Annotated in this window: 13 protein-coding genes and 1 pseudogene; 9 read left to right on the forward strand and 5 right to left on the reverse strand. The window is 43.3% G+C overall.

All coding sequences use genetic code 11. The features are described 5' to 3' along the window. Positions 1 to 187, reverse strand: a pseudogene (locus A3844_RS23380) (IS110 family transposase); the annotation flags it as partial. Between the two features lie 153 nt (positions 188 to 340). On the opposite strand from A3844_RS23380, the gene A3844_RS23385 reads away from it, so the two are divergent. Genes A3844_RS23385 through A3844_RS23400 form a run of 4 tightly spaced genes read left to right on the forward strand, consistent with a single transcriptional unit; the run spans position 341 to position 5,190 of the window. Next, entirely contained in the window at positions 341 to 2,818 is a 2,478-nt protein-coding gene (locus A3844_RS23385) for an ABC transporter permease (RefSeq protein ID WP_074108621.1), read from the forward strand. A 17-nt stretch (positions 2,819 to 2,835) separates the two neighbouring features. Then, positions 2,836 to 3,555 carry an ABC transporter ATP-binding protein gene (locus tag A3844_RS23390; protein ID WP_074108622.1) on the forward strand — a complete coding sequence of 240 codons (720 nt, stop codon included), beginning with the start codon at positions 2,836 to 2,838 and terminating at the stop codon, positions 3,553 to 3,555. Next, complete coding sequence (locus A3844_RS23395) at positions 3,552 to 4,457, forward strand: ABC transporter ATP-binding protein (RefSeq protein WP_074100015.1); 906 nt, start codon at positions 3,552 to 3,554, stop codon at positions 4,455 to 4,457. The genes A3844_RS23390 and A3844_RS23395 overlap by 4 nt, the downstream gene beginning before the upstream one ends. A 7-nt stretch (positions 4,458 to 4,464) precedes the next feature. After that, positions 4,465 to 5,190 carry an ABC transporter permease gene (locus A3844_RS23400; protein ID WP_074108623.1) on the forward strand — a complete coding sequence of 242 codons (726 nt, stop codon included), beginning with the start codon at positions 4,465 to 4,467 and terminating at the stop codon, positions 5,188 to 5,190. Positions 5,191 to 5,336: 146 nt separating this feature from the next. Here the strand turns inward: A3844_RS23400 and A3844_RS23405 are convergent, their stop codons facing one another. Next, entirely contained in the window at positions 5,337 to 6,155 is an 819-nt protein-coding gene (locus A3844_RS23405) for an SDR family oxidoreductase (RefSeq protein WP_074108624.1), read from the reverse strand. A gap of 41 nt (positions 6,156 to 6,196) precedes the next feature. Beyond that, positions 6,197 to 6,727, reverse strand: coding sequence for a PadR family transcriptional regulator (locus tag A3844_RS23410; protein ID WP_083606984.1), 531 nt, complete (start codon positions 6,725 to 6,727; stop codon positions 6,197 to 6,199). Between the two features lie 287 nt (positions 6,728 to 7,014). Between A3844_RS23410 and A3844_RS23415 the strand changes: the two genes are divergently transcribed. Then, positions 7,015 to 8,268 (forward strand): acyltransferase family protein, encoded by a 1,254-nt coding sequence (locus A3844_RS23415; RefSeq protein ID WP_074108625.1) that lies wholly within the window; start codon positions 7,015 to 7,017, stop codon positions 8,266 to 8,268. On the opposite strand, the gene A3844_RS23420 is transcribed toward A3844_RS23415, so the two are convergent. Further along, entirely contained in the window at positions 8,259 to 8,792 is a 534-nt protein-coding gene (locus A3844_RS23420; protein ID WP_074088252.1) for a TetR/AcrR family transcriptional regulator, read from the reverse strand. The two genes, A3844_RS23415 and A3844_RS23420, sit on opposite strands and share 10 nt — an antisense overlap. A 116-nt stretch (positions 8,793 to 8,908) precedes the next feature. On the opposite strand from A3844_RS23420, the gene A3844_RS23425 reads away from it, so the two are divergent. The 3 genes from A3844_RS23425 to A3844_RS23435 all read left to right on the forward strand — a co-directional run bounded on the left by A3844_RS23425 (position 8,909) and on the right by A3844_RS23435 (position 11,886). Beyond that, the gene (locus A3844_RS23425) at positions 8,909 to 9,952 is read left to right on the forward strand and encodes an SDR family oxidoreductase (RefSeq protein WP_074108626.1); all 1,044 of its coding nucleotides are present in this window, start codon (positions 8,909 to 8,911) and stop codon (positions 9,950 to 9,952) included. Positions 9,953 to 10,039: 87 nt separating this feature from the next. Continuing rightward, entirely contained in the window at positions 10,040 to 11,146 is a 1,107-nt protein-coding gene (locus A3844_RS23430) for a phosphotransferase enzyme family protein (RefSeq protein ID WP_208619453.1), read from the forward strand. Between the two features lie 359 nt (positions 11,147 to 11,505). Next, positions 11,506 to 11,886 carry a hypothetical protein gene (locus tag A3844_RS23435; protein WP_074108627.1) on the forward strand — a complete coding sequence of 127 codons (381 nt, stop codon included), beginning with the start codon at positions 11,506 to 11,508 and terminating at the stop codon, positions 11,884 to 11,886. Between the two features lie 107 nt (positions 11,887 to 11,993). Here A3844_RS23435 and A3844_RS23440 read toward each other — a convergent pair whose 3' ends face one another. Further along, the gene (locus tag A3844_RS23440) at positions 11,994 to 13,346 is read right to left on the reverse strand and encodes an MATE family efflux transporter (RefSeq protein ID WP_074088255.1); all 1,353 of its coding nucleotides are present in this window, start codon (positions 13,344 to 13,346) and stop codon (positions 11,994 to 11,996) included. Positions 13,347 to 13,479: 133 nt separating this feature from the next. Between A3844_RS23440 and A3844_RS23445 the strand changes: the two genes are divergently transcribed. Further along, on the forward strand, positions 13,480 to 14,160 hold the full coding sequence (locus A3844_RS23445; protein WP_074108628.1) for a TetR/AcrR family transcriptional regulator: 681 nt from the start codon (positions 13,480 to 13,482) through the stop codon (positions 14,158 to 14,160). Positions 14,161 to 14,203: the final 43 nt, after the last annotated feature.

Raw genomic sequence — 14,203 nt, forward strand, 5'->3', positions numbered from 1 at the left:
ACTGTACCAGTTGCTCCAGACCTGTTCGTGTATTGGAGAATACACAATCTTTCCCCAGTTCAATTCCCCGAAAGTCAATGGCTCGGGCCACATGGGTTTCCTTAGCGATGTCTGCCCCTACGACAAGGGTCTTGTCGGAAATTCTCATAATCCGTTGATTCTGTTTCTTCGATTGTTTATACTTCATGTTGAGTGCCTCCTGCGCTGGAATTTGTTCTCTGGACGGAACGTTTCCCAGTATACAGCTGGCGCTTTTTTCATTCAAACCTCAAATTAATTCATTACAGGAATGGCTCCTTACAATGAAATCATGAAGCACAAATGTTAGGAGTGGAATGCTGTGGGATTATTTCTGAAATTTGTTATGACATCAGCGATGGAGAAGAAGGGGAAGTTTATCATGCTTCTATTTGCTATCCTGATGAGTGCTACTTTGTTCATTGCAAGCTTGGGAGTCACAGACGTTATGATGAATAACTACATCGAGTCCTATACTCAGGTGATGGAGAACAAAGAGATTTCAATTAAAAGCAAAGACCCAAGCGTTGGAATTCAATTAGATGAGGTGAATTTGAAAGGGGTACAAGATATCGTTCCCCAATTAGAATTGAAGGGGATTTACCGCCATGACTTGGATAACAGTACAGTGACAGTCCTCGGCAGGAACACACAAGATATCATCACTAAAAACATTAATGAAAAAAGAGCACTGGACCATTTTCATGGTGCAACATGCATTATTTCACAGAAAGTGAGTCAGGATCTTCATTTGAAAGTGAATGATACCTTACAGCTTAATGTGAATCATCAGGACATAACCGTTCAAGTAGCGGGACTGTTCCTGAATGAGGGGATCTTTTTTGGAGATACCAACGAAGCGTTCCAAATGATTGTACCGTACGATTTTCTGGCTGGGCAATCGAATATGCCGGGAATGTACAACAACATTATCGCTACAGGAACAGGACCATCTACTCAAGCGTCAATTGATGAGTTTAATAGTGCCAATGAAAACTATGTTGCAAGAACAAGTTTTACGGATCAACAAGGAATGCTGAATGCAATTAAAGAAGGAAGAATCATCTGTTTTGCCCTGTTAGCCGTCGTAATGTTACTCAGTGCGGTGATTATCTCCAGTTCTTTCAGACTCATTATTGCAGAAAGAATGCCTGTGATTGGCACTTTTTTTAGTCAAGGGGCTACGAAACCTAACATTATTAACGTTCTACTATTGGAAAGCATCCTTTTTGGCGCAATTGGCGGTGTTCTATCATTTTTAGCTGGTAGTGGAATCACCTATGGAGCAGCTTACTTTCTGTCCCCGCATAGAGAGTATGGGATATTCAAATGGCCCACCATCCCCATCTATTACTTTGTATTGGCAGTTCTGTTTGGAATCTTGTTGTCTGTGATTTCATCGATCCTCCCCATTCTGCAAATCAATAAACTATCCATCAAGGATGTCATATTGGGAGCAGCTGTAGAGAACAGAGCAGGCAATAATACAAGAAAGCTATTAGGCAGTGGCTTTCTTGTCATTTCTCTCTTATTGTTTCTTGTGCAAATAGACGGGATCGTAAGCATTCAGTGTATTCTGCTCATTGCGGGGATTTTATTAGTTCTCCCGAATCTGATTCATGTGGTAACAGCTAAGCTATATGGGATACTCAAGGACAAAGTACCTGTATTGGCTCTAGCCCTTAATAATATCCGGACTTCGAAAGAACTGTTAGGCAACATTACCTTAATGCTGATCGCAGCATTATCGGTAATTACGATCACATCCGTTGGTGATAGTATTCGAACAGTTATGACAGATGGTTTTAACAGAAATAACTTTCAGATACAGATTACGGTTCCGTCAGAAGCTGGCAATATTACGGACACTCTAATGAAAAATGAGCTGAACCGCAGTGATATAGAACAAGATACGCTTCAGAAGCTAAAAGTATTTGGGGGCCAGCGTAACGGAACAGCTTTTCAGATTGCGGGAATAGATAAAGATAAGTATTTAAGCTATGACGGGTATATTGACTGGACAAAGCCTAAGAACCTAAACATATATGAGGAATTCAAGAATGCCAAGGTACCTTCGGTCATTGTCTCCAAAAGTATGGCTAAAGCCCTCGGTATACAAGCTGGAGATAAGCTGCCACTAACGGTTAATCAAACTGAAAAGGAATTGTATGTTACAGGACTTGTAGATATGAAGATGCTGTACGGGGGCTATGTTGTATTAGTAGATAATGATGTGTTACAGCAACAATTTAATTATGTTGGTACGAATATGATTAATGCTAAGGCAACGGGAAACGATGTGAAATTAAGAGATGACCTGCGGAAACAATTGAGCAATTATAACGTAAAGGTAGTGACGTATGAGGAACTAGAAAGAGCCAATATTGCTGAAAACGAAAAGACCATTGCGGCATTTAGCCTGTTCTCATTGATGGCCTTGGTCATTGCGTCGTTCGGTGTATTAAACAACACCAAAATCAGTTATTTAAACTCAAAGAAGAACATCGCTCTGTTGCACGCAATCGGGTTAAGCAGACAACAGAAGAATAGGTTATTGCTGTTCCAGTCTATTTTTGTGGTGCTTTGGGTGATGCTCCTGCTTATCCCTTGTTCCTATGCGATGATATTTCTGACAAAAGACTTACTGAGCCTCATCGGAATGCTATATGATATCAGGCTAAATCTAATATATGTTCCGTTAGTATTAGGATTCTTGCTAGTTTTAATTGTCCTTTCCACACTTCCAGTCCTCTTAAATGGCAAGAGATTTTCAATAATTAATGAAATGAAATACGAATAGAAGGATAGGTGAGTGTGATGAACAACAGCATCGAAATCATAAATTTAAATAAATCATTCTATATGGGCAAGGAAGAGGTACAAGTATTAAATGATCTGAGCTTTTCGGTAGAAAAGGGTAGTTTTCTCTCCATCATGGGACCTTCAGGCTGTGGGAAATCTACATTGCTATATTTGCTTGGCGGCCTGGATGACCCAACTTCTGGACAGATTATAATCAATGGAAAAGACATAGGTAAATTAAAGGAAGATGAAAAAGCAAAGATGAAACGCAGGGACGTAGGCTTTGTATTTCAATTTCATAACTTGGTGCCTAATCTGTCGGTTGAGGATAATATCCTCCTGCCCATTATATTAGATGGTAGGAGTGTAAAGGATTATCGTATAGAATTGAAGGGAATTCTTGATTTGATAAAACTGTCTCATAAGAGAACAGCAACGCCCAGAGAATTATCAGGTGGGCAGCAACAAAGAATTGCCGTCGCAAGAGCCTTGCTGTTTCAACCGGAGATTATTCTTGCTGATGAACCTATAGGTAATCTGGATTCCCACAATGGTGCTACTATTATGGAGCTGTTTCAGAGTATTAATAGGGAGTTCGGAAAAACGATTATTCAGGTTACCCATTCAGAAGCATCTACGCTATATGGCGACTCTGTTATTCATTTAAAAGATGGCGTAATTGAGTCGCAGGAATCCCTACGACCCTGCGGGAGAGGAGTGATTACTACTTTATGATGGTGTTAGAAACCAATGGATTGACCAAAAAATATAATGACCAGCTTGTAGTAAATAATCTCAATATGCATGTGCGGCAAGGGGAGATTTATGCTTTACTTGGCCGTAATGGTGCCGGAAAGACGACAACTTTAAAGATGGTGATGGGTTTGGTAAAACAAACCCGTGGGGAGATTACCGTTTTCGGTGAAAAACTGACTACGTCCAATACAGGAGGATATAGAAGGATCGGGGCACTTATTGAAGCCCCGGCCTTTTATGAAAACTTAACGGCTATAGAAAATTTGAACTTGATTGCTTCTTTGCGGGGTATCCATAACAAAAACGCAGTGAACAACACATTGGAATTAGTAGGATTGGAGAAAGATACAAACAAGAAATCAGGAAAATTCTCTTTGGGCATGAAGCAACGCCTTGGAATTGCATTGGCCTTAATGCATGATCCTGAATTTATTATTTTGGACGAACCAACGAATAGCCTTGACCCAGCAGGTATTCAGCAAATGCGTTCACTCATTCTCAGGCTAAGTAAAGAAGCAGGAACGTCCATACTCATTTCTAGTCATATTCTAAGTGAGGTGGAACAGCTTGCCGATACCATAGGAATTATTCATCAAGGCTGCCTAGTTGAAGAAGTCCCCATGAATGAAATAAGACGGCGTAATCGCCATTTTATAAAAATGGTAGTATCCAACACAGCCTTAGCCGTACCCATTTTAGAGAAGCAGTTAGGGATTACCGATTTCGATGTTGAAAGCGACTATATTCTAAAAATTTATGAAATAGAAAGAAACATGGAGGACGTAAACAGGTATTTTCATGATGCCCATATTGGTGTTAGCGAAATCAGCATGAACAAAGGGAATTTGGAAGAATACTTTATGAAAATAACAGGGGGGTGAACTAATATTGTTTAGATTCATTCGAGCTGAGTTTATGAAACTCAAAGGCTCCAGTATAATCTGGGTTTGCCTTGCTGCTTGTTGTCTTCTTCCGTTAATCGGTTTTGTTGTAAATCTAGAGGCATCTACTCAAACCACATGGGTCTCCTACTCCGCTCAAAATTTATGGTTGGCAATATTACTGTTGTGGCCATGCGTATTTGGACTTATTGGTACTTATATCTTCACAAGGGAATCCATAGAGAATACATACCGGAACCTGTTTATCATCCCTGTTGGTCGTGTACGATTAGCCCTAGCAAAATTAGCTACACTACTTCTAATTATTTTAGCGATGGTCTCTCTATCCTACTTGCTCAACTTTCTTGGCTTGTTTATTGGAATCCCTTTTGAAACGGCTTCGTTTTGGGATGGGTTGATAACTTATTTGAAGTCTGGCTTACTTATGTTCTTTAGCCTTTTACCCGTTCTATCGGTCGCGGTAATTTGCCGTAAAGGTTATCTTATCGCTATTTGTGCAACGATGATGTACACAGTGTTATCTTTTGTTGGAGTCTGGTCATCTATGCTATCCTCTATCTTACCTATCGTTACAATTCTGAGGGTCCTCCAGGTTACATCCATTAAGATTGAATATGCATTTCCCATGAGTGTTTCATATTCTTGTATGGCGGCTATTGGCGTTGTTTCCGTGGTCAGTATTTTATGGGTACTAAAAAAACAGGATTTATAGGTTGTTATCTTTATCAGGCGAATGCGCAGCAGGCATGTGTTCGACGATGATACAAACGGCAACTTCGGGGTTTTGGGCGATCTGCTGCATCTTGCCTGAGGTCGTGTAATTTATTGCAGAACGATTATTTCAAATTCTCCCCTTTTTCAAGAAAAATGCTGAGCGATATTAGTTAAATACTCTGTTTCATCCGTATTTTCTTTCATATGAATGAGCATCTTGGCATCTTCTCCAACTACATATCGGAATTGACTTGTACCGTCTGTGGCCGCTTGGTATATGGTTTCGGCAACAATTTCTGGAGGCGAAGCGTATGCCGGGTATTTTTCCATCTCAGCCAATTTACCCCGAAACGCAGTAGTAAATGGCAGATAGTCTGTTAAAGCATCATCAAAAAAGAATTCCATTGATCTTCCACCAAAGTCCGTATTAATAGCACCTGGTTCAATCAATTTTACTTTGATGTTTTGTGATGCTAATTCATAAGATACGGACTCAGAAAAACCCTCCACTGCAAATTTGGATGAATGATACAGAGACATCGTGGGAAAGGTCACTTTCCCTCCCATAGAAGAGACATTGATCAGCAAACCTTCTTGATTCGATCTAAAATGTGGTAGCATGGCTGTAGTCATACTGATTAGACCAAAAACGTTCACTTCAAACTGTCTTCTAATCTGCTCATCCGTAGCTGCTTCTATAAGACCCATTGTTCCATATCCAGCATTATTGAGAAGAACATCAATTTTACCAAACCGCTGAGTCGCTTCCGCTAACGCAGATTGAATCGTATCTTTTTTCTCGACATCAAGCCTTAGCACTAACACATTATCTAGTGAAATGAACTCAGTTTCTTGTTCAGGTGAGCGCATCGTGGCTACAACGTTCCATCCTCTTTCGGCAAAATGTTTTACTGTAGCTCTCCCAATGCCCGATGAAGCACCCGTGATAAAAATTGTTTTCATAAAAATTCCTCCTAAAAGTTTTGGATTCACTACATTCAGTTCTACTCTTGCACTAACTTCTCGAGGCTTACCAATCCCTCGGCAATGGTCGTAAGTTTAGCCTTATATTCTTCTATCCCAATTTGAATGCAGATGATCTGCGCTGGATGCATTTCATCTTTATGAAGCGAATATTGCTCTAATAATTGATCTAATTTTGTGTGTGATTCCTCTTGGGCTTGCTTCAACCAAATAATCAACTTGTCATACCCGACGAATTCACCAAAATATAGCCTCATCATAAAATCAGATTTCCTGATGCTGTCTGCTACCAGCGGCGCCAGTAAATAGGCTTTAAAACGTTCTCTGCCTTTAGGCGTTATATATATAAGATTTTTGTTAGGCTTACCATCCTGGAGCACATTTTCCTTAGTGATCAACCCCTCCTTTTCCATTCGGGCAAGCGTGGGATAGATCGTTCCATAACTAGAACTATAGAAATTAGAGAATACATTTTCTAATAACTGTTTTATTTGGTATCCAGTCAACGCTCCTTTCATAAGCGTGCCTAAAATAACATCCTGACTGTTCAAAATTGGACCTCCTTGTAGTTTGGGGGGATTTGTATACCGCGATCAAAATATATCACAGTGTTATATATCGAGTCAATACATACTGGTTCAATATATAAAACACTTTTTCCCACTGAATAATACAATCGTTGAAGGATTTTCCTGTGATTTCTTGAAAGATAGGAGTACCTGAAATCGATGTACGGCGCCATTGGAAATGGGAGTAGCGGGCACGCAGATGTAGTGTTCTAGGCTTCGGGGGCGATCATCCGTTTGGGAATCATTTGCGAGAAGGGGAAAATGAACTGATGTCAAAGATTCAGTTAGGCAGTACCCGATTAACAGGAGCGGATGGCATTCGTGCGATCGCTTGCCTGTCCGTCATCCTGCATCATTTGTCACAACGGCTGATGATGCCCGCACAAAAGCCCTGGTTTCAGGATGTGCAATCGGTTTTCTTGCTAGGGAACAGCGGGGTTAGCTTGTTTTTCTTGTTAAGCGGATTTTTGCTGTCATCCCCCTTTTGGAGCGCTTACTTAGAGAATGAGCCGTATCCGAGTATCCGGACGTATGCATTGCGCCGTGCTGCAAGAATTATGCCCGGCTTCTATGTATCATTCCTGGTTTGTCTGTTGCTTGTATGGAGGCTGGACATTCCTACGGAGTTCATGTGGCGGCGAGTCCTAACGGGGTTCACGTTCACGACGGGTTTCCACTATACAACGTTTTTCCCGTCCGACTTGAATGGGCCACTCTGGTCGATCAGCTTCGAGGTGTTTTGCTACGTGCTTATGCCTTTGTTAATGGCGGTATTGTTTGTGCTCAGCAAGCGGCGTTCGTTTGGAAAAGCGATCTTATTCTGGGTCATCGCGTTTGGATTGGTGCTTGCCGTAAACGCTCTCATCCATCAGTGGTTTACGCCAAGCGAGCAGGACCGGGGCTGGGATTATGGCCTAATTGGTGGTGCGAAATTCTGGATGCCGAATTACAATCCCGTCGGATTCTTCGGCCACTTCTCGATCGGCATCCTGGCCGCAGGCGTAACGACCGCGATCATGCAGCGCGGCACTGCAGTAGAACGGCTCCGCAAGCTCGGGGTGTTCGACGCCGTTGGAGCAGCCGCTGTGGGGCTTGCCGGTTTGCTGATCTGGCGTATGCGCCACCAGGGCGAATTTGACTTCAGCCTCCAGCAGCAGCCATACTACTTCCCGGCTTATGCCATTTTGTTCGGATTCGTGCTGCTGTCGGCACCGTTCAGCGTGATCGTAGGCCGCTTGCTTGATAACCGCTTTTTCCGGTTTACCGCAAAAATTTCGTTCGGTCTGTATATTTGGCACTATTTGTTCATTACGTTAATCGAAAAGTACGGCATCCAGGATTACCACTATTCCGGGATTAGGGACGTCTGGCGATGGCTCGGCATCAGTATATCCGTCGTCGCAATCTCGTATGCGGCGGCCACGATATCATATTATGTCATAGAGCAGCCGTTCATCAATTGGTCAAAGGGCAAGCCGTTCTTTCGGCACAAGCGGGCGGATACACACTCTTTTTATTTATGAAAAAGCCGAATGAGGGATGAGATTTCTTCTAAGGTTTCCTTTTGACCATTTTTGATCCACATCACCCAAATTTCAAACACACCGGCACTCATGAAGTCAATCCAATAGCTCCGTTTCGCACCTGTCCAGTCCGGGAAGGGAATGATCTCATCATAGAACTGGGCAATATGGTGCTTAAAGATTTGATACAGCAGCTCTTTGTAATCATTATCAATGGCTGTGTGGAAATCATTGGATAGGGCATGGAAAAAATTCGTCAAATCTGTTACTTTCTGCTCATGGCTGGTCTGAAAGGCAATTTTATTAAAGATATCTGCATATTTAGGTTCATAGTACTCTTCTAATACTTGTTCAAGACTTTCGTAATTCCTATAAAATGCCATTCGGCTGACGCCGGCTTTCTTGACGACTTCTGAAATGGTTAGTTTGGATAATGGCTTTGTCTGTAAAAGCTCCAGTAATGCAATAGTAATCCATTCTTTTGTGTCCCTTTTTATATTTTGGGCGTGCTCCGTTGCTGCCATAACACTTCCTCCATTCTGTCACAGATGTTTGTTGTCCACTTGTTTTAGATCCTGTTCGGTCCTAAAATAGTGTACATCCGTTACAGTTGTAACGTCAATGGAGAGGAGCGCTCGAGATGCCACAAAATAACAATCCCTTGGTGCTTGTGACCGGAGGTTCGGGATTCATAGCTGTTCATATCATTTTGAAATTACTAATGCAAGAATATCGTGTGCGGACAACACTTCGTACCATGGGCAGACAAGATGAAGTAAAAGCCATGCTAAGGTCAGGCGGGGTGACTAATTTTGCAGGTTTGTCATTCATTCAAGCGGATTTATCCTCCGATATGAACTGGGCTGAGGCAGTGAAAGGCGCGGAATATGTCATCCACGTGGCTTCTCCGACACCCAATAAAGTTTATAAAAATGAAAATGAAATGATTGGGCCCGCACGTGAAGGTGTTCTGCGAGTGTTGCGGGCGTCACGTGATGCAGGGGTTAAACGTGTAGTGCTAACTTCTGCCTTCGGGGCGATTGGTGTGGGACATAAGCATCATAAAGGGCCTTATACCGAAAAAGATTGGTCCAATACAGACGCAAACATTCATCCCTATCAAAAATCGAAGACACTTGCAGAAAGGGCGGCTTGGGATTTTATCCGTCAAGAAGGAAATGGATTAGAACTGGCAACGGTAAATCCCGTTGGTGTAATGGGGCCCATTCTAGGCAATGATTATTCTCATTCCAATGAGACCGTTCGCCAAATGATAGAAGGCAAGCTAAAGTCTGTCCCTAAAATTTATTCGGATTATGTAGATGTCCGGGATGTTGCGGAGTTGCATATATTGGCTATGGTTCGCCCCGAAGCAAGCGGGGAGCGTTTTATAGCTTCCAGTGCGGAGAATCTGTCGATGCTCGATATTGCAAAGATCCTGAAGAAGCATTTAGGGGAAGATGCGAGAAACATACCCAACAGCGAGCTTCCAAATATCGCGGTACGTATTGTGGCGGTGTTTAACCCTAAATTGAGAATGATTGCAAAACTCTTGGGAGAGGATATGTCCACTAGTAATCAAAAAGCCAAACAATTACTTGGCTGGACCCCGCGTCCGGCTGAAGAAGCCATTATAGCAACGGGTAGGAGCATGGTGAAAATCATCAAAGGGCAGATGAAGTAATCGAGAGCACAAAAAGAAGCTTGGCTTTAGGTCAATTTAATTATACTGAAAGTTTACCTAGAATTCGCATGGTGCGGCAGGTAAAATATGTTAAAGAGTTTTTTTACTGGAGGAGATATTATAAATTATAACGAGGTTGTTGAAATCAGTGATGCATATTTACTTCCATTTGTATCAGAGTTGTACCGATTGGAAGGCTACGAAATGAAGCCGGTTAAGGAACATAAGAGAGGGCGTAATGTCGTTTATACCTGTGTGAAGGAAGGCACTGATGCAAAAATACTCAGAATCTCCTTCATAAATGACAGAAGCCGGGAAGATTTGCTAGGGGAACTTGAGTATGTCAGGTATTTATTCGAGCATGGCGGCAGTGTCTCGAATGTAGTCAGTTCCCAGGATGGGAATCTGCTGGAAGAGATAACTCATAATCATCACACCTTTTTTGTCTGCCTGTTTGAAAAGGCTAAAGGAAAAATGCTTGTGGAAAACCATTATCGGTATCGGGAAGGCGTTCCTCTTTCTGAATACTATTATAACTGCGGTAAAGTTCTGGGGAAGCTGCACGAATTGTCAAAAGGGTATGCTCCAGTCCATCCCCGGTACAGTTTTTTTGATAAATACAATGCCGAATATATCGATAAACTGATCCCCAACTCGTTATCTTTGCTTAAGGAGAAGTTGTTAGGGCTCCTTAAAACCTTGGAAGGGTTGGACAGGAACCATGAGTCGTTCGGTATGATTCATTTTGATTATAACGATGGGAATTATTTTATTGATTTTGATACCGGGCAAATAACCGTTTATGATTTCGATAATTCTTGTTTCGGTTGGTATATGTTTGACTTGGCCAGTATCTGGGGTAACGGAATGGGCTGGATACAATCTGAACCAGACACCGGTAAACGCAAAAAATTTATGGAGGATTATTTTGAAAGAGTCCTCGCGGGGTACAGATCCGAAACCAGGCTTGATCATTCATTGTTGAATAGTTTGCCCTTGCTTATTCAAGCAAACCTCATGGAGGGTATTATAGATGCATTCGAGGTCATGCGAAACAACGGCGAAGAGCCGGAATGTGATGAGGAGCTGTCCTATTATATAAAATGCCTGGAAGACGATATCCTGTATTTCGGTTTTTTCCATGAGGTTTATTCGTGTGAAGAACCCTTTAAGTATGAGAAACGAAATATGTAGTCTTTTTGTAGCATCCTTCGTATTACAAGTAGAGGCAAGTTTTTTGTAGAAAAGCTCACGGGAGCCTGTATTTACATCATACCGATCATAGGAGCAGGGTAGGTTACTCGTCGGGATGATATGTAGATATTTTTCCTGTGGGCTTGTTTATGTTACAAATGACACTTGAAGGGACTTTTACCATCCTTGGTGGGTCTTTGGTATGGTTGAAACAAGCGGCAGACTGGGACTATGCGACGATTATTTTTCGATATGGGGATGAAATGTTGTCATGGCGGGGCCGGCTGGGTAATAGAGATAATTAGAACTTTCGAATTGGCTTAATTTGGATGGGGAGCCACGGAAATGGGGGGAAGATCATGGCGGCACAGACAGTGTCAGGCATCAGCCCGGTACAGGCTATTGCAGCTTACGGTGACACACAAAGCGATGTCAGTTCCATGGAGAAACAGCGCAACCGGTTGCTGATGGAACTGGACAAGGTGAATGAAGCGCAGGGCGGAGAGATGCAGACGCCTTATCGCCGGGAGCAGCTGCAGCGGCAAATTCGACTGCTGGAGGCCCAGCTAGTGCAGAAAAGCGGAAGCAGCACCTCGGTCCATTTTGTACCGGCTCCTCCGCTTCAAGACCATCTCCCGGTCTGGCAAACGGAACGAATGGGAGGACTTAAGGGCATCGTACTGACCGATCCACGGACGGCGACGGTCAACTCAGAGGGCCATTTCAATGCGTTGATTTAGACAAGAAGGCGAAGGTGCAAAAAGTATCCGGTGATGCACCGGCTTTTTGCACCTTCTTTTTTTAAAGAGAGAACTCCGGAATTGGCTGATTTGGGTGAATATAATTTCTACTGTACCAAATAGTCTAATTCCGGCTGTAATTTGTTCCGCAGAACATACAGCATGAAGGCACCGACAAGGAATGCGGCGGCATCCGCAATGACAAGCGACCAGACCACCCCGTGGAAGCCGTTCATTTCATTGGCGATATAAAGCACAGGAATCAGTGTAACGCCTTGAATGATCGACATAATAAATGCGGCCGTTCCTTGCGCTGTTGCCTGGAAGACTCCGGTGAACAGAGTGGTCATTCCTGTAATGAACAAGGATAAGAACGTCACATGCAGAATGTAGCTGCCCATTTCAATTAAATGCGGGTCATTTGTAAATAGCCCAATTAAATGGTCGGCAACGAAGTAGACGATGATACCGAATACGGCTGCTAACCCCACAATCGCTTTGATCGTAAATCCAATGGTATTTTTCATGCGCAATTTATCCGCTGTAAAAGAGAAGGCAATGAGCGGCACGACCCCCTCGCATAAGCCCATCAGAATAAACTCAGGAAATTGCAATAAACGTGATGAAATTCCGTAAGCCGCGATGGCTGCATCCCCGTATTCGACAAGAAAATGGTTGAAGATCAGCGACATGGCCCCCAAAAAGATGCTCATAATAAAGACGGGAACCCCGATTTTGAATACATTGCCCAGAATGTCTTTGGTAGCCTTAAACCATTTTACGGAGATCGTTAAAAATTGGCTTTTATTTCTCATATAGAGGGCAAAGTATACACTCGCAACTATGTTGGAAACGACCGTAGCTGACGCAACGCCGATCACGTCCCAATGGAACACGAAGATGACGAGCGCATCGAGAATGATATTTACAACAACACTTAGAATCATCCCGGTCATCGATGTGATGGCTGCACCCTCCGAACGCACGATATTCTCCAGCGTGAAGAATAATACAACGAATGGTGAACCTATAAGCATAATAGTGACATAGTCTTTCGTAAATCCGAAGGAGTCAGGTGTTGCCCCCAGGCCATGAACGATGAGATTGATGAGCGGGAGGCCCACGGCCATCGCGATAAGACCGAGAACTAAGCTGCTGTAAAAAGCGAATGAAGACACATGCTTTACGTCATCGTACTTTTTCTCACCTAGCATCCGGGAGATGTAGGTACCGCTGCCCATGCCAATCAAGTTGCCCAGCGCCATAATGATTGCGAATAACGGCAAGGTTAGCGCGAGAGCGGTTAACATAGCAGTATTATGCAGTGTGCCAAGGAAATAGGCATTCAAGAGGGAGTATATAACATTCATTGATGTGCCTAGCATCATCGGTACAGCGAAGTGAGCTACGGCCTTTGCGACCGGTGCTTTCTCAAAGTAATAGAGGTTTTCTGAATCCATGTTGGATCACCACTTTCTTTTATTTTTTACAGTCTAACGGTGTTAGATTGAACCTTACAGTGTTAGATGATATCATGAAGCTATAGACCTGTAAAGCATAAACTTACACTGTTAGATAAAAGGGCGGATATTGATGAAAAAGAAGCAGCCTCAAATTTCGGAGGACAGGATTCTGGAAGTCTCGTGGGAGCTTCTTGGGGAGGAGGACATCGAGAAATTCAGCATGAGACGACTGGCCGACAGGCTGGGAATTCAGGCTCCTTCCCTTTACTGGTACTTCAAGAGCAAACAGAATCTTTACCAGCGCCTGGCCAATCAGGTATCGAAGGTGATCCTGGAGGAATTCGATTCCGAGGGGGATTGGAAGGAGCAATTGACAGGGCTTGCAGTAACCGTAAGGAACGTGCTTAGCCGATATCCCTGCTCTACGCAGCTCATGATGATCACGCTGCCCCATGAACCGGACATCATCCGGTTCACCAACCGTATGCTGCTCTGCGTGGAATCGACAACGCTTGACCAAGCGCAGAAAATGCAGGTGGTTACTACGCTTGTGAACTATGTCTTCTACTTCGTTCTAGACAATTATCAGCATGAGCGCAATGTCACCGCGATTCTTAAAGACCAGGGGGCGCCTCCGGGTGAGGAGCTGATCCGGCTCATGGATTCCATGGGGGAGGTGGATGCAGGACTGTTCCGGAGGATGTTTACGAACGGGCTGTTCGAGATAATGGGGACCGACGAGGCGTTTGAGTTCGGCCTGAAGCTGATTCTGCTCGGGATTGAGCAGGTGATCAAGGAGCAGGAGAAGTAGAAATGCTCCAGGAGTGAACCTCTGCAAGTTATTACGATTGACA

This window comes from Paenibacillus helianthi, from assembly GCF_001909055.1.
Classification (GTDB): Bacteria; Bacillota; Bacilli; order Paenibacillales; family Paenibacillaceae; genus Paenibacillus_AQ; species Paenibacillus_AQ helianthi.